Source organism: Neobacillus sp. B24 (assembly GCF_055381825.1).
This window is the reverse complement of the sequence record NZ_AP035777.1, coordinates 4,752,660-4,775,581: the sequence shown is the minus strand read 5'-3', so window position 1 is coordinate 4,775,581 and position 22,922 is coordinate 4,752,660. Positions and strand designations below refer to the sequence as shown.

Below are 22,922 nucleotides of genomic sequence, written 5' to 3'. Positions count from 1 at the left end.
AGGTGACGGAGATGGAATTAGCAGAAATTCGAAATGAGCTTGAAAAAACGGCTAAAACATTAGCTGACTTTAGGGGGTCTCTTTGACCTCGAGAACAAGGAAGCGCGCATAGCCGAGCTGGAGGACACGATGCTTCAGCCTAACTTTTGGGATGACCAACAGGCAGCACAAGCTGTCATTAGCGAATCCAACGCTTTAAAGGATCAGGTCAATGAGTTTTACGAACTCAACGAAGTGTATGAAAACCTGGAAGTGTCCTACGAGCTAGTAAAAGAAGAAAGCGACGACGAGCTGCAGGCTGAGCTCGAGGAAGAATTGCAAGGGCTGACAAGCCGCTTGAATGAATTTGAATTGCAGCTTCTCCTAAGCGGGGAGTTTGATAAAAATAATGCCATCCTTGAGCTTCACCCGGGTGCCGGTGGAACGGAATCGCAGGACTGGGGCTCGATGCTGCTGCGGATGTACACCCGCTGGGCTGAGAAAAAGGGCTTTAAAGTTGAAACACTTGACTACCTGCCTGGTGATGAAGCCGGGATTAAGAGCGTCACCCTCGCAATTAAGGGCCATAATGCCTATGGCTACTTGAAGGCAGAAAAAGGGGTACATCGTCTCGTACGGATTTCACCGTTTGACGCATCAGGACGCCGCCATACTTCTTTCGTTTCATGTGAAGTGATGCCGGAATTAAATGAGGATATTGAAATTGAGATTCGTTCTGAGGATTTACGCGTTGATACGTACCGTTCCAGTGGTGCCGGTGGTCAGCACGTTAACAAGACCGAATCGGCGATCCGGATTACCCACCTTCCAACCGGGATTGTCGTCAGCTGCCAAACCGAGCGGTCGCAAATTCAGAACCGCGAGCATGCCATGAAAATGTTAAAGGCGAAGCTTTACCAAAAGGGAGTAGAGGAAAAAGAAAAAGAGCTTCTCGAAATTCGCGGCGAGCAAAAAGAAATCGGCTGGGGCAGCCAAATCCGCTCCTATGTATTCCATCCATATTCTATGGTCAAGGACCATCGCACTTCAACAGAGTCCGGTAACGTTCAGGCTGTCATGGACGGGGATTTAGACCAGTTTATTAATGCTTACTTGCGTTCGAAAATTTCATAAATTATTTAGCCTTTGTCGGATTTTTGGCAAAGGCTTATTTTTATTTTTAAGTTGGTAAAAGCTAATACAAATTTACCCCTTCACCACGTTAACACAATGCCATTTACACCAAAATTTACCCATGCTATACTCTCAACGGTGCTTCACAGAAAGCTTTTTACAGGGGAATCATTCATGAATATTTTAAGCAGTTTAACTGACAGCTATCCAAAAACAAGAATTGCGATTGATTATATATTGGTGCTGATTGGAGCGGCGATTATTGCCATTGCGTTTAATGTGTTTTTGCTGCCAAACGAAGTCGCTTCCGGGGGCGTAAGCGGCATCAGTACTATAACCAAATCGGTGCTTGGCTGGGAGCCAGCCTATGTGCAGTGGGCATTTAATATCCCGTTATTTATTGCCGGGGTTGTTTTATTAGGAAAGCAATTTGGCGTTAAAACGTTAGTTGGCACTATCTTTCTGCCGTTTGTTGTTTTTTTAACGAAGAATTGGGAACCATGGACCAACGATGCCCTGCTTGGTGCGCTGTTCGGCGGAATCGGTATCGGTCTAGGTCTCGGGATTGTTTTTCGGGGAAAAGCCTCCACAGGGGGAACCGATCTTGCTGCACAAATTATCAATAAATATACTGGTTTCACACTTGGAAGATGTGTCGTTATGATTGATGGTTTAATTGTACTAGCCGCGGCGCTTGTATTTGATATTGAAAAAGCATTGTATGCCCTAATTGGCCTATATGTGACCAGTAAAACCATTGATTTGGTCCAGGTTGGTTTCGGCCGGTCGAAGATGGCGATGATCATTACAAATAATCAGGAAGAAGTTCGGCAAGGAATTTTGAATAAAATCGACCGTGGTGTGACAAAACTATCAGCATACGGTGGATTTACCGACCATGAACGGCCAGTGTTAATGTGTGTGGTAGATCAAACGGAGTTCACAAAATTGAAACAATTGGTCAAAACCCTTGACCCGTCTGCATTTGTCGTCGTTATGGATGCCGCAGAGGTGTTGGGGGAGGGTTTCAAACGCGTGTAACTTGGTATAGTATTACTGTGATGGGATTATTTACATTAGGGGGTACAATGCTTTATGAAGAAGAAACTATTGACATTTTTGTTAGGCACCTCTTTAGTAATGGGTCTTGCTGCCTGCGGCGGCGGTGACAAGGACAATGGCAATGGCGGCGGCGGCACGGATACCGCTGATGCCGGCGGACAAAAGATTTATGATCAAAAATGCTCCAGCTGCCATGGCGCTGATATGAAGGGTGCTGTTGGTCCAGACTTAACGAAAATTGGCTCCAAATACTCAAAAGATGAAATTCTGGATATCATCCACAATGGCCGCGGTGGTATGCCAGCAAATGTTGTAACGGGTGACGACGCTGAACAAGTGGCTGAATGGCTAGCTGCTAAAAAGTAAAAATGAAACCCAAAAACGCGCTGTGAATCCACAGGGCGTTTTTTATTGTTATCAAAAAAGAAATTCGACAAATCAAAACCCTAAATCCCGAAAAATATTTATCCTCTTGGAGAATCTGTCCGGATTTTGTATCTTTTGAAAAGAAACTGTAATATTTTTACCGCTTTTTTTGACGAAATATGATGTTATAATAAAAACATGCGAAATTATGCACATTTTGTTTCTTATTGTGGTTCTGTTGCAAATATTGTCGAAAATTTAGTATCAAAAATAAAAACAATCAGGTGATATATATGATCGAAATGCAAGAGGTGTATAAAAAGTACCCAAATGGCGTATCTGCCATTAATGGAATTGATGTTCGGATTAACCAGGGCGAATTCGTTTATATTGTCGGCCCGAGTGGTGCAGGAAAATCAACGTTTATTAAAATGATTTATCGTGAAGAAATTCCATCAACAGGAACGATTACCATGAATGGTGTAAATTTGGCAAAACTCAAGATGAAAAAGGTCCCGTTGTTCCGTCGTAATCTTGGCGTAGTGTTTCAGGACTTTAAATTGCTTCCGACTCTCACAGTCTATGAAAATGTTGCTTTCGCTTTAGAGGTTATTGAAGCCAATCCAAAATATATCAAGAAACGGGTCATGGAAGTTCTTGACCTTGTAGGCTTAAAGCATAAAGCCAGGATGCTTCCAACTGAGCTTTCAGGCGGTGAGCAGCAGCGTGTTTCCATTGCCCGCTCTATCGTCAACTCACCAAAGGTTGTGATTGCCGATGAGCCGACGGGTAACCTTGACCCGGAAACGACTTGGGACATCATGAAAATTTTTGAAGAAATCAATAACCGCGGCACAACTGTTGTCATGGCCACACATAACAAGGAAATTGTTAACACGATTAGACATCGCGTCATAGCCATAGAAGGCGGAAAAATTGCTCGCGATGAGCAGAAGGGGGAATACGGTTATGAAAATTAGGACGATTGGCCGTCACGCCCGCGAAAGTTTTAAGAGCATCGGCAGAAATGGCTGGATGACGTTTGCATCCGTCAGTGCCGTTACCGTTACCTTGATTTTGGTCGGTGTCTTTTTCGTCATTATGATGAACTTGAACCGAGTCGCTGAAACGATTGAACAGGATGTGCAAATCCGCGTCCACATCGATGTAGCAGCAACAAAAGACGATCAGACCGCATTAAAAACTAAGCTTGAGGCCCTTCCAGAAGTTAAAAGTGTCAAGTTTTCACCAAAAGAGAAGGAATTACAAGATTTGGTGAAGAGCATGGGTGAGGAAGGCAAGGCGTTTAAATTGTTTGAGCAGGATAATCCGCTTAACGATGTTTTTATCGTCAAAACGAAAAAACCGCAGGACACCATGAAGGTTGCCGATAAAGCGGAAAAATTAAACTATGTTGCAAAAGTAAAATATGGTCAGGGCAAGGTCGAAAAACTGTTCAAGTTTATTAAAGCGAGCCGCAACGTTGGGGTAGTGTTAATCTTCGGCTTATTCTTTACCGCCGTGTTCCTGATTTCTAATACAATTAAAATTACGATTATTGCTAGACGACGAGAAATCAAGATTATGAGATTAGTAGGAGCGACGAATGGCTTTATTCGCTGGCCGTTCGTATTAGAAGGCCTGTGGCTTGGGATGATTGGCGCCTTTCTGCCAATCATTCTAATCGGGATTGCCTATTACCGCGCTTATGACTATATTGGACCACGACTTACCGGCACCTTTGTCAAGATTTTGCCGTTTGACCCATTTGTGTTCCAGCTATCCGGCATTCTTCTGCTGATGGGCGCATTAATCGGTGTTTGGGGCAGCTTGATGTCAGTAAGAAAGTTTTTGAAGGTTTAATACGTATACTTGTAATTCAGTCAGGAAGGAAGAGCTTCATCATTTCCTTCCTGTTTTTTTGAAAAGGGAAATGGGGGAAAGAATACGATGAAAAAAACAGCAATCACACTCGCCGCCGTTGCCACGGTTGGACTAGGGACTATTTTTGGAGGAGTTTCCGTACATACAGAAGCAGCCTCCATTTCCAGTTTGAAGGATCAGCAAAATAAGGTACAAAAAGAGCGTTCTGGAGTTAAGTCGGATATTAAAAAACAAAATGAGAAGATTAGTAATCTGCAAGACCAGCAAAGTGACGTGCAATCTGAAATAAAACGACTTGAGACAGCAATTAATCAGGCTTCCAACCAAATTAAAGAGAAAACATCGAAAATTGAGGCAACCAAGGTTGAGATTACGAAGCTTAAAGAGGAAATAGCTGTCATAAAGGAGCGCATTGAAAAGCGCAATGTCCTGTTGAAGGATCGGATTCGCAGCTATCAAGAAACTGGCGGCGTGGTTAGCTATTTGGATATTCTATTTGGAGCGAGCAGCTTCAGCGACTTTATTGACCGGGCGAATGCCGTGGCTACGATCATGATCGCGGACCAGGATATTTTGAAGCAGCATGAAGCCGACAAATCAGATGTGGAAAATAAACAAACTCAAGTTCAGAATGAACTAGGCAGTCTGGAAAAAATGGTTGCTGATTTGGAGAAGGCGAATCAGCAATTGAATGCTCAGCGGGCCGAAAAAGATAATCTGCTAGCTTCATTGGAAGAACAGGAAGCGGAAGAACAAGAGGTTGCCATGGATATGCAGGAGCAGGATAAAATTCTTGCTGCCCAGGAGGCTGCCATCAAGCGATCCCTTCAGTCGGCGCAAGCGGCACAGGCTGCTCAGGCAGCAAAGGCGGCCCAAGCAGCAAAGGCAGCACAAGCATCGAAGTCGGGTAGTTCATCTGGCGGTACTTCAGGTGGTTCCAGTGCCCCTGCGGTTTCCAGCGGGAACTTCACTAGACCAGCATCAGGAGTAGTGACATCCTGGTATGGATATCGTGAAAAAGACGGAAGGAAGCATTGGGGTGTTGATATCGCAAAAGCGGGCAGTGGTGTTCCAATAGTCGCGGCTGCTGATGGACAAGTCTACGTCGCCCATAAATCTTCTAGCTACGGTAATGTGGTTTATATTTTACACAACATTAACGGACAAATTTATACCACTGTTTATGCACATATGAGCAGTATAGCAGTTGGCGAAGGAGCGACAGTGAAAAAAGGCCAGCAAATCGGGACGATGGGGAACACTGGTGCATCAAGAGGCCAGCACTTGCATTTCGAACTTTACAAAGGTCGCTGGGCCCAGCATACCGCCATCAACCCAAGGGGAATTGTACCATTATAATAGAAGTTGTAATTCGGGAGGAGCAAATAGCTTAACGGGTTCCTGCTCCTATCAAAAATATTAAAATCTAGGTTAAAATGAGTGCCCATTCGCATATGAGGGCACTCATTTTTTATTGGTGGGTGGAACTAATATTGATAGCAAAATAAGCGGAGTTTTTCCGGGTAAACTGCAGTATAGAGCTCTGTTGAGGAGATATAAGCGGAGTTTTTCCGGTTAAGCAAAGCAAAATTACCAATTTTCACGTCTTTTGAGTTATTAGTCGGAATTTTTCCGACTATTTATGCTATTTTCAGAGCTATTTCCCGATTAAGGGAAATTTTTCCGCTTATTTCCCCCCCATTTTTGGTTACGTTGAAAATCCCCCCAGTATAGACTAACGATATAGTGCGTTAAGAAAACCACTCATAACTCGTCCACTCCTGTCATATAAGTTAATAATCGGGCAGGAAATCGCTGTCTGTTTGCAAAATAGTTAAAACAGGCAGATAAACAGGAGGAGTACTGAATGAATCGAAAATGGATGGCCCTGTTAATGGCCGGGTCACTACTAACTGGGGCAGGCGGCACCTATGCCGGGATGCAATTTTTTCAAAAAGAGCAAGCAAACTCTCAGCTTGAGCATGCAATAAAGCCCACCAAAACACAAACAGTTAATACTGAAATCAAAACTGACGACCTTGAAAAAGTGGAGCAGGCTTATGAGCTGATCCTAAGCCGTTACGTCGAAAAAGTAGAACAGGAAAAGCTGGTCGAAGGGGCGATCCAAGGGATGCTTTCCGTGTTAAAGGACCCCTATTCCGTCTATATGGACAAGGAAACATCTCAGCAGTTCACGCAAACACTGGAATCTTCCTTTGAAGGAATCGGCGCTGAGGTTGGAATGGAGGACGGGAAAATCGTTATCGTTTCCCCGTTTAAAAATTCCCCAGCTGAAAAAGCCGGTCTTAAGCCGCACGACCAAATCCTAAAGGTTGACGGAAAAAGTGTCGAGGGACTAGATCTCAATAAGGCGACCTCTAAAATACGCGGTAAAAAAGGTACCAGCGTCAAAATAGAAATTGCTCGCAAAGGGTTAAAAGAATCACTGACGTTTGAGGTAAAACGCGACGAAATCCCGCTTGAAACTGTACATTCCGATATCAAGAAATATGACGGCAAAAGATATGGTTACCTTGAAGTGACCTCTTTTTCCGAAAATACCGCGGCTGATTTTAAGAAGGAATTAAAGGCGCTGGAGAATGATAAGATTAAAGGGCTGATTATTGATGTGCGCGGCAACCCGGGCGGTCTTTTATCAAGCGTCGAAGAGATTCTAAAAGAATTTGTTCCAAAGGAGAAACCGTTTGTGCAAATTCAGCAGCGAAACGGAGAAAAAAGGCGTTATTTTTCCACACTAAGTGAGAAAAAGGACTATCCGGTTGTTGTTCTTATCAATAAGGGCAGCGCATCTGCTTCGGAAATTTTGGCCGGCGCTATGCAGGAGGCGAATGGATACAAGCTGATCGGCGAAACCACTTTTGGAAAGGGGACTGTCCAGCAGGCAGTGCCGATGGAAGACGGCAGCAATATAAAGCTGACGCTATTTAAATGGCTGACTCCGGACGGAAATTGGATTCACAAAAAAGGCATCAAGCCGGATGTCGAAGTCAAGCAGCCAGTCATTTTTGCCACCCACCCGCTGCAAATTGACAAGCCGCTTGAGGAGGACATGAACAGCGAGCAGGTGAAAAATGCCCAGGAGATTCTGGATGGACTAGGACTGGCTCCGGGCCGGACCGATGGTTACTTTAGCTCGGAAACCACAACGGCAGTGAAAGCCTTCCAGAAAAATTACGACCTGCCAGCTACCGGGAAAATTGATACCAAAACGGCCGCTAAACTCGAAGTGGCAGCGGTCAATGAAATGAAAAAAGAGAAAAACGACGCCCAATTGCAAATGGCATTGCGGTTGATTGGGAAATAGGCGTCAAATAAAGCAGTGGACTATATACGGGTTCACTGCTTTTTGTCCTTTTTTGGGAAATTAAAAAGAATTTCCACGGAAATAGTGTCAAAGAAATGCCCGATTCCCAAACCTTCAACAAATTTCCCCACGAGAATTTTCAGTCACCATAATAATGAAATATAATTTTTAAAATATAGCAATATGTTTTGTCCCACTAATTTGGTAAAATAAACTTTAAGAGACTTTTAATCTATTACTACGAGAAAATTTTACTAGAGGCAGGTGACAGGAGTTGGTTCAAATATGGCTTGTGGAGCTTCTTAAGGGAACAGGCAAGTTATTTCTGCATCCTGTTTTATACTATCTTTTTTTCCTAGCTGGAATTCTGGGTGTCATGCGGGTAAAACGTGAACGGAAAAATTTCCATATACGAGCGGAGGATGCTTACTTCGAATTGCGGCAGCTGCTACCGCTTGGGCTTATAATCGGGGCAACCCTATCAGTGGTGGTCTTGGCGGCCGGGATTGTCATTCCGTTCGCAGCGGTATTACTAATTGCGGCTTTCACAATCCTATTGTCGCTTACGACCAATGTCCGTTGGATGTCTCCCGTTTACACTGTCAGTGCAGCATTTTTTGCCATCGTTATGCTGGCAAATAACAGCTGGAATCTTCCGGTTTTTGAAAAAACGTTTCAGGCAATTGATAAGCAAATCTATCCGTCGATTGTTGTGGTGCTGGGACTTCTATTAATCGCTGAAGGGATCTTGATCCTTAAAAATGGCAGCAAGGGGACATCGCCAAAGCTGACGAAAAGTAAGCGGGGGCAAAGCATTGGTGTCCATGAAGTCAAGCGGCTGTGGCTGCTGCCAATGTTTCTATTGATTCCGGGCGGGGCGATATCGTCTGCATTTGAGTGGTGGCCTGTGTTTCAAATCGGTGCCAAAGAATATTCACTTATCCTGGTTCCGTTTGCGATTGGCTTTAACCAGCAAATCAAAGGGATGCTGCCGCGTGAGGCCATCCAGAATCACGGCCGCCAAGTGATTGGACTGGGCGTGTTCATCTTCCTTCTATCTATAGCCGGTTATTGGTACCCGCTTAGTTCGATTGTGACGGTAGCACTCACTGTTATCGGCCGCGAATTTTTGTCATTGATGGCGTACCTGAAGGACGATGGTAAACCAGTTTATTTCTCGAAAAAGAATCACGGTCTGATGATTATCGGGATTATCCCGGAAACACCGGCAGAGAAAATGGGTTTGAAGGTCGGCGAAATTATCACCAAGGTGAATGGCATGCAGGTTCAGGATGAAACTACCTTCTACGAGGCACTGCAAAAAAACCGGGCCCACTGCAAGCTCGATGTTCTCGATACAAATGGTGAAATCCGCTTTGTCCAGCGGGCATTATTTGAAGGGGATCACCATGAACTTGGTGTCCTGTTCGTCCAGGACCAAAAACGATTTGATAAAATGATAGGCTAAAGCAACAGTCCGAACCCGGGAGTTGGTTCGGACTGTTTTTAATTATATTAGTGATAATTCCTGCGACGGCTCACCGTTAAGATTGAGAAACCGGATGACTTCAGGCTGACACCTTATCTTTTGCAAAGAACAGGAAAAATATGAAGCAGGGGAAGGATTCACTCTGCGGCAATTGATTCTTTGAAACTAAAAAAATCCAAAGGACTCACTTGCGGCCCTTTGGATTTTTTATTTATAATGTCCGATATTTTTTCAATGCAAAGATATTCAAAACGATAAAGATAAATGCAAAGATACCGAGGGCGAGGAGGTCACCACTAATGTCGCTTAAACCTCCTCCTTTGTACATGACAGTTTTCAAAGCATCGCCAGCGTAATACATCGGAAACACCTTGGCAACGGCTTGAAGCCAATTAGCCATCCCTTCAAGCGGGAAGATTCCTGCGAAGAACACCTGTGGAATCACTGCAATCGGAATAAATTGCATCATCTGAAACTCGGAAGCTGCAAACGATGACAGCAGAATGCCCAGCGACAGTGCCACCAATGCCAGCAGCAAATTAATGAGAATCACATGGAAGATCGAACCCACTAGCACAATTTCAAGCACATTGATTGAGTACAGAACGACAATGATGGTTTGCGCTACCGCAAAGATTCCGTAACCAATCAAATACGCGGTGACGATTTCAGTCCGGCGGATCGGTGTTGACATCAACCGCTCCAATGTTCCCGTTGTCCGCTCGCGCAGTAAGCCGATTCCAGAAATAATAAACACAAAGAAGAACACGAAGAAGCCGACTAATATCGGACTCAACACGTCAAAAAACACCGTGTCTTTATCGCCATAAACATAGTTAGTATCGATTTTTTGCGGCGTCATCCCGGCGAGGGCCGGATTTTTTTGAATCAAATTGGCTTGTGCCAAGGAAGCTGCGGCCTGATTTACTTTCGCCTGCAGCCCTTTTGCCTTTGTCGGGTCATCGTTCCTTAGTGTCAACTCCATTTTTCCATCTTCCTGCTGCAGCAGCCCGTCAAGATCCTGGTCAATCACTGTGCTGCGTGATACTTCATCTATCTTTTCTATCTTAATATCAGCTTTTTTCAACACTTTAACCAAACTCTCATCTATGCCCACAACGCCCAATTTCGGGTCAACGGTGTTCCCATTAAATAAAAAGTACATAAGGGTAAGTATTAATAACGGTGCCACGAACATTAATGCCAAGGTCCGTTTGTCGCGCAGGAGCTGCTGGCAAATTCGTTTAATGAGCGCCGTGATTCTCATGCTGCTTAACCCCCGCCCGTAAAAATACTTCATCGAAATGAGTTACCTGGTACTGTTCCTTTAAAGCTGCTGGAGAACCGCTGGTAATAATCCGGCCGTCGCGAACCATGGCAACATAATCACAGCGTTCGGCCTCATCCATGACGTGAGTGGTCACGATAATCGTCTTTTCCTCTTCTGTTTTAAGTCGCAACAGTTCACTCCAAATCGATATTTTCAATTCAGGGTCTATCCCGACAGTTGGCTCATCGAGTATCAAGATTTTGGGGTCCTGAATCAGGGCAATTGCCAGCGACAGGCGCCGCTTCATCCCGCCGGAGTAGGCAGACACCCGCTTCTTCAAGTCATCAGTGAGATTGACCAATCCAGCAGCATAAGCAATCCGCCTTTTCTGTTCTTCTTTATTTAATTTGTAAAGCGATGCAAAAAATTTAAGATTTTCTTCTCCTGTTAATTCCACATAAAGTGCGTCAGATTGGGCCATATAACCGATTTCTTGGAGGATAGCGAGATTCGGCATTTTTTTGCCTAAGACCTCTATTGACCCGGAATCCGCTTTTTCCATTCCGACAATCATTTTTACCAGTGTCGTTTTCCCGGCACCCGAAGGTCCGATGAGCCCATACAGCTGGCCTTTTTCAATTGATAAGCTCACATCCTCGAGAACCGCCTTCTTACTGAAGCTTTTGTTCACCTGTTCGACCTTGATGGTTGGATTCATTGAAAAACCCCCTTTATGAACACCGTGTTGAGTGTCTCTAAATTAATCTTAGAACGTCCCCAGGTGAATTACAATAAACAAAATGGAATAATGTGTTCATTTTAGCTGATTCAGCCCCGCTACATACCCAGGGCCAAGCAAGGTTATTTTTGTTAAAATTAATGTCATTTCACGAGGGGATTTTTCCATTCCGGTTTCCAGCCAATGCTGCACCACGCCAAGGTGGGCCGAGCTTAGGTAGGCCAATAAGGTTTCGATTGGTACGAGAATTTCATCTTTGTTTAATTTGGCGACGAAATTCCGGTAGAAGATTTTTTGAATTAGTTTCTTCAGCTTTATTTGGAATGACGCGTTGCCATTCGGTCCCAAATTGACCTTTAGGAAATCAGCATGTTCCTGGAAAAATTCAAAGAGTTTGAGAATGATGGGCACGGGTTCATTTGAGCTTGTATGAGCCATTGCCTCCGCAGGGTCGATGTCCGCGGTAATTTCTGCTATTCCATGGACAATCTCCTCTTCACTTTGCTCAAGCAAATCGAATTTATCGCGATAGTGCAAATAGAAGGTTCCCCGATTAATCTGCGCTCTTTCGGTTATATCACGTACCGTGATTGCTTCAAAGCCCTTTTCTTCCATTAAATCGGTGAGCGCATTGCGAATAACAAGTTTCGAACGAGCTACTCGTTTATCAGCCATTTTCGATTACCTCTTTTGTTCGTTTTATTAAAATTATACAAAAAGCGGAATGATTTATGAACACGATGTTGATTAATCTATTGAAAACTTGAAAAAGGGTTTGGCGAAATGGTTCTGGTATTCGGCTGAATACCTTCTGAACCCAGCGAAATATTGCCGTGAATCCGCGAAATAACTCCTCAATGCAGCGAAAACTCAACCAAAATCAGCGAAATCAAAACATGGAATTTTTCAGTATACTTTTTTATCGACAGGCTAAACTAAGTTGGGAATTTTTTAACAATGAAAGGTGATTAGCTATGATTCTGAACTTGTTAAATGGGTTTGAAGTTCAAAATTCAGATGTCCTTTTTACCGAGGCGGCTGCCGTAATTGTCTTTTATTTTGCAATATATTCCTTGCTAGGCTGGCTGTTGGAAAACAGCTACAACGTTCTAACCAAAGGCAAATTCTTCAAAGACAATTTTTTATATGGACCTTTTAAACCAATGTACGGCATCTCCCCAATTTTACTGGTGTATTTGATTTCACCGAGCACAAACTGGGCAGTAGTGCTTCCGCTTTGTTTTGCGGTTCCTACACTAATTGAATATATAAGCGGGGCCATGCTGCATAAGCTATTCGGGCGGCAGTATTGGGACTACTCCGAAACCCCGATGCAGCTGCACGGCCACATTTGTCTGCCCTTTTCCCTTTGCTGGGGAGTGCTATCACTCATCGTACTAAAATGGATCCACCCGGCAATTGCTGGCTTATACGGGAAAGCCGAGCCGATTTGGGCATGGATCTGGCCTGCCGTCACCCTCTATTTTATCGCTGACATCGTTCTTACGGTGCGAAGGCATATATTGGTGCCTGACACCATTACCAACCCTGATACTATAAATAACATTGAATAATGAAAATCTAGGGCTCCTTCACTAGTTTGGTGAGGGAGTTTTTTTATACTCCCAGCGGTGGGTGCGCACCTTTTTTTTTGCTTGCGTTGCAGGCTAAAACTATGAAAAAATGAATGAAAGTGCAATCTTCGGAGGAAAATACCTTGGCACAAAACAGGGGAAAGACATTAATTGAAATATTGCTCGTTTCTACTAAGCTTGGGCTGACCTCGTTTGGCGGACCGATTGCCCATTTAGGTTATTACCATGAAGAATATGTCCGGCGCCGGAAATGGCTTGATGAGAAAAGCTATGCCGATTTAGTGGCGCTATGTCAATTTTTGCCCGGTCCGGCAAGCAGCCAGGTCGGAATTGGCATTGGCGTGATGCGCGGCGGTTTATTGGGCGGCATCCTCGCCTTCCTCGGATTTACCGCCCCGTCAGCGATTGCCCTCATTTTATTCGCCTTGCTGCTTCAAGGTATGGATGTCGGCGGCTCCGGTTGGATCCATGGACTAAAAATTGTCGCCGTGGCCGTGGTAGCGCATGCGATTATGGGCATGTCGCAAAAGTTGACACCCAATATCACAACAAAAGCGATTGCTCTATTTTCAGTTGTGGGAACGCTGCTATTGCCGAGCGCGTTTACCCAAGTTGGTGTGATAATATTGGCGGCAGCGGCAGGGTTATTTCTTTTTAAAAATGCAGGTTCAGATACGGAGGAAGCTGACCTGCAATTTCCGATTTCAAAGCAGTTCGCCTTAGCCTGTTTAGTGTTGTTCTTCGGCTTGCTGCTGCTGCTTCCTTTTTTACGGGGAGTGGTCGGTTCAGGCTGGCTGGCGATGTTTGACAGCTTCTACCGCTCCGGCTCGCTTGTGTTTGGCGGCGGGCATGTGGTGCTGCCGCTGTTGGAACGGGAGGTGGTCCCGACCGGCTGGTTGACGAAGGAAGAATTCCTTGCCGGTTACGGCGCAGCCCAAGCTGTACCAGGGCCGCTGTTTACCTTTGCCACCTATCTCGGGAGTGTTATGAGCGGATGGCTGGGCGGGCTGCTCGCAACGGCAGCGATCTTTTTACCGGCGTTCCTGCTTGTATTGGGAGCATTACCATTCTGGAACACTTTGCGCCGCAATCGCAACATTAAACGGGCCTTGGTTGGTGTTAATGCCGCGGTCGTGGGAATTTTGCTTGCTGCTTTCTACAATCCAATCTGGACCAGTTCGATTATCGGACCGGCAGATTTTGCTTTAGCTGCTATTTTGTTCAGCATGCTATCCTATTGGAAGCTGCCGCCGTGGGTAGTTGTGCTCTCTGGTGCGGTCGGAGGTATACTGCTTACTTATTTATAGTTTTTAGAGTGAGGTCGCATAAAAGTCTTTATGCGGCCTTTTTGTATTGTTTCAAAATCCCGGACTCTGTGGGTATTTCGCCGAATTGGCCTGTGTTTTCGCCGATTTCAGGGTTTATTTTCGCCAAACCGAGATGGTATTTCGCCAAATAACAGACTCATTTCGCCGATTTCTTCAATGTTTTCGCCAAAGCGGCGTTTTTTCCCGAAGCCTCCTCGGTAGCCAATCCCGCCTCCCTCACAAACATTCAAACCTTCATTTGAGTGTTTTTTTGAAAAATCACCTCAAATTCATTGACACTCAAACCAGTATTTGAATATGATATATTCAAACGAACATTTGAATGAAGTAGGTGGCAATATGAAAGAGCGCGATGTTTGCGAAGTCAATTGCGTCGATAGTGAGAAAACAGCCCGAGTTCAAGACCAGCTGCAAACAACCAACCATGTTCTACAAGTGACCAAACTTTTTAAAGCACTTTCCGATGAAACACGGATGAAAATAGCTTATGCCTTGACGCTTGAAGATGAGCTCTGTGTTTGTGATGTTGCCCATATCGTGGGTGCGACAACAGCAACGGCCTCGCATCATTTAAGGCATCTGAAGAATCTTGGTCTCGCCAAATATCGCAAAGAGGGCAAGCTCGTTTATTATTCCCTTGACGACGACCATGTTAAACAATTAATCCATATTGCCTTCGAACACCAGGAAGAGGTGGCAGGCCGTGGGTGAACCATTAGATAAAAACGTCTACCGTGTCCAAGGTTTTTCCTGAGCAAGCTGTGCAGCCAAGTTCGAAAAGAACGTGAAACACCTGGATGGTGTTGTTGATGCACAAGTAAACTTCGGAGCTTCCAAACTGACAGTCTACGGAAACACCACATTAGAGGAACTGCATGAAGCAGGTGCTTTTGAAAAATTAACTATTTATCATGAAAAAGAAAAGCTTTCGGTCCAAGCCAAGGAGCCGTTTTGGAGACGCTATGGACTGCTCGGACTTTCACTAGTATTCCTGCTAACCGGTTACCTTTTTTCTGAAAACCTCCTGTTCGCTGCAGCGATCGTACTGGGAGGCTACCCGCTTTTTAAAACGGGCATAAAAAACTTGACACAACTCGATTTTGACATGAAAACATTGATGACGATTGCAATTATCGGTGCAGCCATCATCGGTGAATGGAGCGAAGGGGCTGTTGTTGTCATCCTATTCGCCATCAGTGAGGTGCTCGAAGGCTACTCGATGGATAAAGCCCGGGCATCAATACGGTCCCTGATGGAGCTGGCACCTACAGAAGCCTTGGTCATCAGGAACGGTCAAGAGATTTTACTAAAAGCAGAAGACATTGAAGTCGGCGACATCATGGTGGTTAAGCCTGGCCAACGAATTGCCATGGATGGTGTGGTGCTTGAAGGCGGATCAGCCGTTAACCAAGCGGCAATCACCGGCGAGTCGGTTCCCGTTGAAAAGGCCATAAACGATGAAGTCTTTGCCGGAACCTTAAATGAAGAAGGCTTTTTAAAAATTAAAGTCACGAAGCTGAGCGAGGAAACAACAATTGCGAAAATCATTCACCTCGTCGAAGAGGCGCAAGCAGAAAAGGCACCGTCTCAGCAATTTGTCGACAGATTTGCCAAGTACTATACGCCAGTCATAATGGCGGTCGCAGCACTGGTAGCCATTGTCCCGCCGCTGTTGTTTAGAGCAGAGTGGCAGGAATGGGTCTATCAGGGACTCGCAGTACTAGTCGTAGGCTGTCCATGCGCGCTGGTCATCTCCACTCCGGTTTCCATCGTAACAGCCATCGGGAATGCCGCCCGCAAAGGTGTGTTAATTAAAGGCGGAAGCTTTTTGGAGGGGGCCGGTGCGTTAAAGGCGATTGCCTTTGACAAGACTGGCACACTGACGAAAGGGGTACCCGCTGTAACGGATTTCATCAATTTCAGCGATGACGAGAGCCTGCTGGAAAAAGTGGCCGCTCTCGAAGCGAAATCCCAGCATCCGCTTGCTTCGGCGATAATAAAAAAAGCTAGACCAAGCAGCGACTATCAGGTGGAGGAATTCACCTCGATAACCGGAAAGGGTATCAAAGGCATAATTAACGGGTTTGAGTATCAGGTTGGCAATCCAAAGATGTTCACCAATATTCCGGCTGAAATCATGAAAAGAGTTACCGAACTGCAAAATCAGGGGAAAACCGTGATGATCGCGGGGACTACAACGGAAATCCTCGGCGTGATTGCCGTGGCCGATGAGATTCGCGACACCAGCTCCAACGTAATCCAACAGCTGCACAAGCTTGGCATTCCGCAGACAATCATGCTGACTGGTGATAACGAGGCTGCCGCGGCGGAAATTGGCCGTCAAGTCGGAGTAACCAGCATTGAAGCGGAACTGCTGCCGCAAGAAAAATTAGATTTTATTAAAAGGCTAAAATTACAGTTTGTTAGTGTAGCGATGGTTGGCGATGGCGTCAATGATGCGCCGGCTTTGGCTGCGGCTACTGTCGGAATCGCGATGGGTGGCGCCGGTACCGATACCGCCTTGGAAACAGCAGATATCGCATTGATGAACGATGACCTCGATAAACTGCCGTTCACGATCAAGTTAAGCCGTAAGGCGCTGGTGATCATTAAACAAAATATCGGTTTAGCGCTCATTGTGAAATTCTTGGCGCTGTTGCTTGTTGTCCCCGGCTGGCTCACCCTCTGGATTGCAATTTTCGCAGACATGGGGATGACCTTGATTGTTACCTTGAACGGCTTGCGGCTGTTGCGGGTGAAGGAGTAATCGGACGTTTCGCGGATATATTTGATTTTTCGCGGATATATTGCCGGAAACCGCGGATATATTAAAAATTTCGCGGATATATAGAAATAAGCGCGGATATATCCAATTTTTCCGCGGATATATTACCTTTCTTAAGCACAAAAATAATCCCGTCCTATTGAACAGGATGTATCGAATAATTACAATAGGAAAAAACTAGCCCTAATCGTAATATTTTCGATTTAGATAAAAATATTTTGAGCCAAACACCAAAAGGCTCACGGGGGGATAAACATGGGGCACCATCATCACCACCATCATGGACATGGCCATTCACACGGCCACTCGCATGGCCATTCACATACAAGCAATAAAAAAGCCTTACTGAGCGCCTTTATCTTGATTGCTGCTTTTATGATCGTTGAAGTGATCGGCGGGATTCTCACCAACAGCTTAGCGCTGCTCTCGGACGCAGGTCATATGCTAAGTGACGCCGCCGCACTTGGTTTGAGCTTTTACGCTATTAAGTTAGGTGAAAAACAGGTTTCGCAAGAAAAAACGTACGGCTACAAGCGATTTGAGATCATCGCTGCGGCGCTGAATGGTTTAACACTCATTCTGATTTCTGTTTACATTTTTTATGAAGCATTCCAGCGTTTCTTCGCACCGCCAGAGATTCAAAGCACGGGAATGCTGATCATTTCGGTAACCGGATTAATCGTAAACATTATTGCCGCTTGGATACTGATGAGCGGTGACAAGGACGAAAATCTGAATGTACGCAGCGCCTTCTTGCACGTGCTTGGCGACATGCTTGGCTCAGTAGGGGCGATTGCTGCAGCATTACTCATCATGTTTTTCGGTTGGACCTTCGCCGACCCGATTGCTAGTATTATTGTGGCCGTGCTGATTCTAATCAGTGGTTATCGCGTCACTAAAGATTCGTTCCATATTCTAATGGAAGGAGTGCCAACACAAATTGATATGAACCAGGTGAAGGCAGCGCTTGGCAAGATTCCGTTTGTCAAGGAGGTTCATGACCTGCATATTTGGACGATTACTTCCGGCTATCCGGTGTTGAGCTGCCATATTACCATTACTGACAGCGGCGTGCATGATGAAATCCTTGCCCAATCGCAAAAAATCCTCCATGACGAATTTCATATCGAGCATTGCACCGTCCAAATAGAAAAAGAGGATGTCGGCTGCCCGAGTCCGCATGGGAATTGTAATTAGAAGCCACCTATATTAAAAAAGAACCGAGGGAATAACCCTCGGTTCTTATTCGTACCTTAAGGCATCGATCGGACTAAGTTTTGATGCTTTGTTAGCTGGAAGCAGTCCGAAAACAATCCCGATAAAGGCTGAAAAACTGATGCCGATCAACACGATTAGCGGGCTCATCGATGCAGAAATTGGAGACAATTTTGACACGAGAATGGTACCGATTGCGGCTAAGCCCATTCCAATCAGTCCGCCTAACGAGGTTAGCGTGATGGCCTCAATCAGAAACTGCAGCAGGATCTTTCTGCGTGTGGCACCGATTGCCTTCCTCAGCCCGATTTCTCGTGTTCGTTCTGTTACTGACACGAGCATGATGTTCATAACGCCAATGCCGCCGACTAACAGCGAAATCCCGGCGATGCTACCAATCAGCAATGTCAGCAGGGAAATCATCTTGTTTAGTTCCTTTTCATAATCCTCAAAACTATTGGTTGCATAGCGGCCTTCTTCAAGCCCTTTCTTTTCAGTGAGTGTCTCGGCAGCCAGCCTGCCCGTTTCGGAAACTTGTTCAGGGTCACTCGCAATCACAGACAATTGTTCAATTTCCCTATTGCCGAACATCATGGAAATCACTGCCCGCGGCATCATCATTTCACCGGTATCCTTGTTTCGGTATTGCTCGGGAATCGGTGATTCATACACACCAACAACCTTGTACGGATTTCCATTTAAATCAATAATTTCTCCAATTGGATTTTCTGTTTCTTTGAAAAATTTCTTCCTGGCGATGGTATCTAGCATGACCACTCGATTAAGACCGTCATTATCGGCAGCGTAGAAGGCCCGGCCTTCCAGAACCTGAATTTTTTTGGCAGAGAAGTATTCCGCTCCAACTCCGGTAATTTGCATATCCCCTTGTACATCCTCGCGCACCATCGTGCCCCAGCCCTGATTCGTGGCCATGACTGCTTTTACGCCGGGAACCTCTGCTAGCGTTCGAACATCTTCGTCCGTCAGTTCAGGTTCTTCCCAGAACATGTTCTCTTCGCCCTCCGGCGGGATATACTCATAGTAAATTTGGATCGCATTTTTATCGGTACCGAATAATTCATTCGTCATCTGTGTTCGTGTCCCTTGACCGATTGCGACAATAATAATGACTGCCGCAACCCCAATAATAATACCCAGCATCGTTAAGATGGACCGAACCTTATGATTCCAAATCGAGGAAAGGGCAATTTTGATGCTTTCCCATATATTCATGAGGCCACCACTTTCCGGTCATCAGTGATCATACCATCCTTTATTGTAATGATCCTTTTGGCGTAAGCGGCAATTTCTTCTTCATGCGTTACAACAATAACTGTTTTTCCTTCTTCATTGAGCTGGGTAAACAGCTTCATGATTTGGGCACTTGTTTTTGAATCTAGCGCACCGGTCGGTTCATCTGCAAGTAGAATGGAGGGATTATTAACAAGTGCTCTGGCGATGGCTACCCGCTGCTTTTGCCCCCCAGATAATTCACTCGGGAGATGCTTCATCCTATCTTCCAAGCCAACCTTTTTTAGCATTTGCTTGGCCCGTTCTGTCCGCTCCCGTTTGGAAACACCCGCATAAATGAGAGGAGATGCGACATTCTTCAATGCATTATCCCTTGGAAACATGAAGAACTGTTGAAAAACAAAGCCGATATGTTCATTTCTTAATTTTGCAAGAGCAGTTTCTTTTGCGGAGTTGATAACTCCACCATTTAACTCATATGTTCCGTCTGTCGGGTAATCCAAAAAGCCGATAATATTCATTAACGTCGATTTGCCAGACCCTGATGGACCCATAATCGCAATAAATTCCCCATCTTCAACAGTTAGATCAATTCCATGCAAGACAGGAACCTCAAGTGCACCCTTCCCGTAAACTTTTGTGATATTATTCAACTTCATCAAAAGAGGTCACTTCCATTCCGTCATGCATTTGTTCATTTGGAGTAATTATGACCAGCTCACCTAGCTTTACCCCTTCAGTGACTTCGATGAATTCATCATTCATAGCGCCTGTCTTCACTTCGCGTCTTTCAAGCTTTTTATCGACTAATACATAGACCACCTTAATACCACCTTCATCGACTAGAGCCGGGTGTGGAACGACGAGTGGTTTTTCCACGCCGCCGACTTTAATTTCCAAAGAAACGTGGAAGCCTTGGCGCAGCTCCGAGGTATTATCGGTAATCGCGACCTTAAACGGATACATCGTCACGTTGCCGCCGGGAGCACCGCCGCCAAATTCACCGCCGGCACCGCCGTCCTCGCTCGGGAATTGGGAAACAGATTCAATCGTCCCCTTCCATTCGCGGTCCTTATAGACTTTTGGCCGGATAATCACGGGCTGTCCATGTTGAATTTTAACAGCATCAAATTCACTCATCGTTCCGATTACTTTATATGGCTGGCTCGAAATAATATGGATGACAGGTTCCGTCGAGCCGGCTTCGGTTTTGGCAACGTTTGGTTCAACCTTCACGATGATGCCATCCATTTTGCTTACAACGGTCATGTCTTTTTTCTGGGCGTTCAACTCTTTAATCTGATCTTCAGCAGAGGCAATTTCAGACTTTGTACTTTCATACTGCATCTCCAGCTGAATTTTTTCGTTTGCCAGCCCATTTACAGATTCTTGGGTCACAGGCACCTCCTCGGTACTCACCGCAATGGAAGTCTGGGATGACAATTTCTTTTTCGCCTCATTAAGCCGTTTCGTTACATCGGTGATTTGACTTTGTTCCGTTTTGGCTCTGCTAGCAAGCAAATCCTTGCCACGAACTGCTTTAGTTAACTCGCTGTCTATTTTTGCAGAATCGTAAACAAGCAGCGCATCACCGGCTTTGACTGCTTGGTTCTCTGCCACCTTTATTTCTTTAATCGTACCTTTTTCAGGCTCGATAAAAATCTTTTGCTCGCTTTCCGGGACAATCTTTCCGGTAACCAGAATCGATTGCGCCAGTTCACGCTCGCTCGCTTTTTGAACGGTAATGGGCGGTGCTGCTGTTTCTCCACCAGCCATTTTCGCTTCACCCCTGGTTAAAAAATAAGCGGCTGTTCCCCCAATTCCTAGTAAAATAACAATTGACACAATCCAAATCCACATTTTTCTTTTTTTCACAATGTACCCCCGTCTAGTAAAATAGTTTTCTCTTATAATAACTATAAGTCATTTGGATAATATTTCAATATTTAATTCAATTTGGAATAACTGGAAACATGTTAAAATAGTATCCATTATTACTGACGGGTTTTTAACTGTTTTTGGTTCAAATTACATGAAGAACAGGGTGCAGCCCATTTTGAGCTGCACCCTGTTTCATAAAAAACTTATAAAATTTGATTCAAAAACCTCTGTGTCCGCTTATGCTGTGGATTACTAAAGATTTCCTCCGGACGTCCCTCTTCGATAATATGGCCGTCGGCGAGCATCACAATGCGGCTGGCCACTTCCCTGGCAAAGCCCATCTCGTGCGTTACAATGACCATCGTCATGCCTTCACGGGCCAAATCCTTCATGACCTGAAGGACCTCACCAACTAGCTCGGGGTCCAATGCAGATGTCGGTTCGTCGAACAGCATTACCTTTGGCTGCATCGCTAGGGCCCTGGCAATCGCCACCCGCTGTTTTTGGCCCCCAGATAATTGGTCAGGGTAAAAATGTGCCTTATCGTGCAGCCCGACTTTTTTTAGCAATTCCATGGCATAGGAGGTGGCATTATCACGCGTCACCTTTTTCACATGGACGGGAGCTTCGATAATATTCTCCAAGACTGTCATGTGGGGGAACAGGTTAAAATGCTGAAACACCATGCCCACTTTTTCTCTCATCTTATTTAGATTCGTTTTCGCAGGATTAATAGGTTCATCCCCAATCGTAATCACACCGGCCTCAGCAGTTTCTAAATAGTTTAAACAACGGAGCAGCGTGCTCTTGCCTGAACCGCTCGCGCCGATCATGACGACAACTTCACTGTCTCTTACTTCTAAATCGATATTTTTTAAAACTTGAAGCTGGCCAAAGGATTTTGACAAGTTTTCCACTTTAATCATGCAAGCGCAGCTCCCTTCGGTTTACTGACATCATACTTTTTCTCCAGGCGGTTGAAGAACCAGGTGAAGATTAACACGATAATCAAATAATAAAGTCCGACAACGAAATAGGTTTCAAACGGCATATAGTTTTCCCCTTGAACGGTTAGAGCAGTATTATATAGGTCGGTTACCGCAATATAGGCAACAAGGGAAGAATCCTTCAAGCTGATGATGAATTGGTTCCCGAGCGGTGGAATCGCCCGTTTTAATGCCTGAGGAAAAATAACTCTTCGCATCGCCAGCGGATAGCTCATCCCCAGCGATCTAGCCGCTTCCATTTGCCCGCGGTCAATCGATTGAACCGCCCCGCGGAATATCTCCGCAATATAAGCTCCAGTATGGATGCTCAAGGCGAGGGCACCGGCGGTAAAGCTGTTAAGGGTGAGGAAGTTGGCAATCCCGTAATACAGAAACATAATTTGCACAATTAACGGGGTTCCCCGGATAATGCCAATATAGATGTCGGCCACCCGATTAAGAATTTTAACGGAAGAAATTTTAAACCCTGCAAAGATGATGCCAATGATCATCGCAAATAGAAGGGAAATAATGGTGATGGAAATTGTCATCCAAGAGGCTTGCAAGAATGCAAGGCCATGTTCACTTAAGATTCCGACGATATTTTGGATAAAATCCATGCTTGTCCTTGCC

General features: G+C 45.1%; 21 protein-coding genes. 13 read left to right on the top strand and 8 right to left on the bottom strand.

Translation table 11 applies throughout. From position 1 onward, the window contains the following. Positions 1-11: 11 nt before the first annotated feature. From prfB to ACZ43M_RS23695, 8 genes are all read left to right on the top strand, one after another. Positions 12-1,113, top strand: a protein-coding gene (prfB, locus tag ACZ43M_RS23730) for a peptide chain release factor 2 (RefSeq protein WP_464504974.1) whose coding sequence is annotated in 2 segments (ribosomal slippage) — positions 12-83 and positions 85-1,113 — 1,101 coding nt in all. Because the reading frame shifts where the segments join, the coding sequence is not laid out codon by codon here. A 174-nt stretch (positions 1,114-1,287) separates the two neighbouring features. After that, positions 1,288-2,154 carry a YitT family protein gene (locus ACZ43M_RS23725; protein WP_464504973.1) on the top strand — a complete coding sequence of 289 codons (867 nt, stop codon included), beginning with the start codon at positions 1,288-1,290 and terminating at the stop codon, positions 2,152-2,154. 54 nt (positions 2,155-2,208) lie between these two features. Next, a complete protein-coding gene (gene cccB, locus ACZ43M_RS23720; protein ID WP_464504972.1) occupies positions 2,209-2,541 on the top strand; it encodes a cytochrome c551 in 333 nt (110 codons plus the stop codon). A gap of 293 nt (positions 2,542-2,834) precedes the next feature. After that, positions 2,835-3,521, top strand: a complete 687-nt coding sequence (gene ftsE / locus ACZ43M_RS23715) for a cell division ATP-binding protein FtsE (protein ID WP_464504971.1) — start codon at positions 2,835-2,837, stop codon at positions 3,519-3,521. After that, positions 3,511-4,404, top strand: coding sequence for a permease-like cell division protein FtsX (gene ftsX / locus ACZ43M_RS23710; protein ID WP_464504970.1), 894 nt, complete (start codon positions 3,511-3,513; stop codon positions 4,402-4,404). Before ftsE ends, ftsX begins: the two co-directional genes overlap by 11 nt. 87 nt (positions 4,405-4,491) lie before the next feature. Continuing rightward, positions 4,492-5,784 carry a murein hydrolase activator EnvC family protein gene (locus ACZ43M_RS23705; RefSeq protein ID WP_464504969.1) on the top strand — a complete coding sequence of 431 codons (1,293 nt, stop codon included), beginning with the start codon at positions 4,492-4,494 and terminating at the stop codon, positions 5,782-5,784. A 508-nt stretch (positions 5,785-6,292) separates the two neighbouring features. Beyond that, positions 6,293-7,750: a S41 family peptidase gene (locus tag ACZ43M_RS23700; RefSeq protein WP_464504968.1), complete on the top strand. Its 1,458-nt coding sequence runs from the start codon at positions 6,293-6,295 to the stop codon at positions 7,748-7,750. A 274-nt stretch (positions 7,751-8,024) separates the two neighbouring features. Further along, entirely contained in the window at positions 8,025-9,218 is a 1,194-nt protein-coding gene (locus ACZ43M_RS23695; RefSeq protein WP_464504967.1) for a PDZ domain-containing protein, read from the top strand. Positions 9,219-9,450: 232 nt separating this feature from the next. Here ACZ43M_RS23695 and ACZ43M_RS23690 read toward each other — a convergent pair whose 3' ends face one another. From ACZ43M_RS23690 to ACZ43M_RS23680, 3 genes are all read right to left on the bottom strand, one after another. Continuing rightward, on the bottom strand, positions 9,451-10,506 hold the full coding sequence (locus ACZ43M_RS23690; protein WP_464504966.1) for an ABC transporter permease: 1,056 nt from the start codon (positions 10,504-10,506) through the stop codon (positions 9,451-9,453). Beyond that, the gene (locus ACZ43M_RS23685) at positions 10,484-11,227 is read right to left on the bottom strand and encodes an ABC transporter ATP-binding protein (protein WP_464504965.1); all 744 of its coding nucleotides are present in this window, start codon (positions 11,225-11,227) and stop codon (positions 10,484-10,486) included. Before ACZ43M_RS23685 ends, ACZ43M_RS23690 begins: the two co-directional genes overlap by 23 nt. Before the next feature lie 96 nt (positions 11,228-11,323). Then, positions 11,324-11,923, bottom strand: a complete 600-nt coding sequence (locus ACZ43M_RS23680; protein WP_464504964.1) for a TetR/AcrR family transcriptional regulator — start codon at positions 11,921-11,923, stop codon at positions 11,324-11,326. A 299-nt stretch (positions 11,924-12,222) separates the two neighbouring features. On the opposite strand from ACZ43M_RS23680, the gene ACZ43M_RS23675 reads away from it, so the two are divergent. The 5 genes from ACZ43M_RS23675 to ACZ43M_RS23655 all read left to right on the top strand — a co-directional run bounded on the left by ACZ43M_RS23675 (position 12,223) and on the right by ACZ43M_RS23655 (position 18,153). Continuing rightward, positions 12,223-12,822: a putative ABC transporter permease gene (locus ACZ43M_RS23675; RefSeq protein WP_464504963.1), complete on the top strand. Its 600-nt coding sequence runs from the start codon at positions 12,223-12,225 to the stop codon at positions 12,820-12,822. Positions 12,823-12,935: 113 nt separating this feature from the next. Continuing rightward, positions 12,936-14,150, top strand: a complete 1,215-nt coding sequence (locus ACZ43M_RS23670; protein ID WP_464504962.1) for a chromate transporter — start codon at positions 12,936-12,938, stop codon at positions 14,148-14,150. A gap of 360 nt (positions 14,151-14,510) precedes the next feature. Continuing rightward, positions 14,511-14,882, top strand: coding sequence for an ArsR/SmtB family transcription factor (locus ACZ43M_RS23665; protein ID WP_464504961.1), 372 nt, complete (start codon positions 14,511-14,513; stop codon positions 14,880-14,882). Then, complete coding sequence (locus ACZ43M_RS23660; protein WP_464504960.1) at positions 14,875-16,938, top strand: heavy metal translocating P-type ATPase; 2,064 nt, start codon at positions 14,875-14,877, stop codon at positions 16,936-16,938. Before ACZ43M_RS23665 ends, ACZ43M_RS23660 begins: the two co-directional genes overlap by 8 nt. Before the next feature lie 273 nt (positions 16,939-17,211). Further along, entirely contained in the window at positions 17,212-18,153 is a 942-nt protein-coding gene (locus ACZ43M_RS23655; RefSeq protein WP_464504959.1) for a cation diffusion facilitator family transporter, read from the top strand. A gap of 45 nt (positions 18,154-18,198) precedes the next feature. On the opposite strand, the gene ACZ43M_RS23650 is transcribed toward ACZ43M_RS23655, so the two are convergent. The 5 genes from ACZ43M_RS23650 to ACZ43M_RS23630 form a co-directional block, all read right to left on the bottom strand. Continuing rightward, positions 18,199-19,404, bottom strand: coding sequence for an ABC transporter permease (locus ACZ43M_RS23650; RefSeq protein ID WP_464504958.1), 1,206 nt, complete (start codon positions 19,402-19,404; stop codon positions 18,199-18,201). Beyond that, the gene (locus ACZ43M_RS23645; RefSeq protein WP_464504957.1) at positions 19,401-20,084 is read right to left on the bottom strand and encodes an ABC transporter ATP-binding protein; all 684 of its coding nucleotides are present in this window, start codon (positions 20,082-20,084) and stop codon (positions 19,401-19,403) included. The genes ACZ43M_RS23650 and ACZ43M_RS23645 overlap by 4 nt, the downstream gene beginning before the upstream one ends. Further along, positions 20,068-21,297: an efflux RND transporter periplasmic adaptor subunit gene (locus ACZ43M_RS23640; protein WP_464504956.1), complete on the bottom strand. Its 1,230-nt coding sequence runs from the start codon at positions 21,295-21,297 to the stop codon at positions 20,068-20,070. The genes ACZ43M_RS23645 and ACZ43M_RS23640 overlap by 17 nt, the downstream gene beginning before the upstream one ends. A gap of 209 nt (positions 21,298-21,506) precedes the next feature. Then, a complete protein-coding gene (locus ACZ43M_RS23635) occupies positions 21,507-22,229 on the bottom strand; it encodes an amino acid ABC transporter ATP-binding protein (protein WP_464504955.1) in 723 nt (240 codons plus the stop codon). Beyond that, positions 22,226-22,909, bottom strand: a complete 684-nt coding sequence (locus tag ACZ43M_RS23630; RefSeq protein WP_464504954.1) for an amino acid ABC transporter permease — start codon at positions 22,907-22,909, stop codon at positions 22,226-22,228. Before ACZ43M_RS23630 ends, ACZ43M_RS23635 begins: the two co-directional genes overlap by 4 nt. Positions 22,910-22,922 lie beyond the last annotated feature (13 nt).

Coding starts and splice junctions, on each gene's coding strand:
- ACZ43M_RS23725 (WP_464504973.1), top strand. CDS start 1,288: ATGAATATTTTAAGCAGTTTAACTGACAGCTATCCAAAAACAAGAATT.
- cccB (WP_464504972.1), top strand. CDS start 2,209: ATGAAGAAGAAACTATTGACATTTTTGTTAGGCACCTCTTTAGTAATG.
- ftsE (WP_464504971.1), top strand. CDS start 2,835: ATGATCGAAATGCAAGAGGTGTATAAAAAGTACCCAAATGGCGTATCT.
- ftsX (WP_464504970.1), top strand. CDS start 3,511: ATGAAAATTAGGACGATTGGCCGTCACGCCCGCGAAAGTTTTAAGAGC.
- ACZ43M_RS23705 (WP_464504969.1), top strand. CDS start 4,492: ATGAAAAAAACAGCAATCACACTCGCCGCCGTTGCCACGGTTGGACTA.
- ACZ43M_RS23700 (WP_464504968.1), top strand. CDS start 6,293: ATGAATCGAAAATGGATGGCCCTGTTAATGGCCGGGTCACTACTAACT.
- ACZ43M_RS23690 (WP_464504966.1), bottom strand. CDS start 10,506: ATGAGAATCACGGCGCTCATTAAACGAATTTGCCAGCAGCTCCTGCGC.
- ACZ43M_RS23685 (WP_464504965.1), bottom strand. CDS start 11,227: ATGAATCCAACCATCAAGGTCGAACAGGTGAACAAAAGCTTCAGTAAG.
- ACZ43M_RS23680 (WP_464504964.1), bottom strand. CDS start 11,923: ATGGCTGATAAACGAGTAGCTCGTTCGAAACTTGTTATTCGCAATGCG.
- ACZ43M_RS23675 (WP_464504963.1), top strand. CDS start 12,223: ATGATTCTGAACTTGTTAAATGGGTTTGAAGTTCAAAATTCAGATGTC.
- ACZ43M_RS23670 (WP_464504962.1), top strand. CDS start 12,936: ATGAAAGTGCAATCTTCGGAGGAAAATACCTTGGCACAAAACAGGGGA.
- ACZ43M_RS23665 (WP_464504961.1), top strand. CDS start 14,511: ATGAAAGAGCGCGATGTTTGCGAAGTCAATTGCGTCGATAGTGAGAAA.
- ACZ43M_RS23655 (WP_464504959.1), top strand. CDS start 17,212: ATGGGGCACCATCATCACCACCATCATGGACATGGCCATTCACACGGC.
- ACZ43M_RS23650 (WP_464504958.1), bottom strand. CDS start 19,404: ATGAATATATGGGAAAGCATCAAAATTGCCCTTTCCTCGATTTGGAAT.
- ACZ43M_RS23635 (WP_464504955.1), bottom strand. CDS start 22,229: ATGATTAAAGTGGAAAACTTGTCAAAATCCTTTGGCCAGCTTCAAGTT.
- ACZ43M_RS23630 (WP_464504954.1), bottom strand. CDS start 22,909: ATGGATTTTATCCAAAATATCGTCGGAATCTTAAGTGAACATGGCCTT.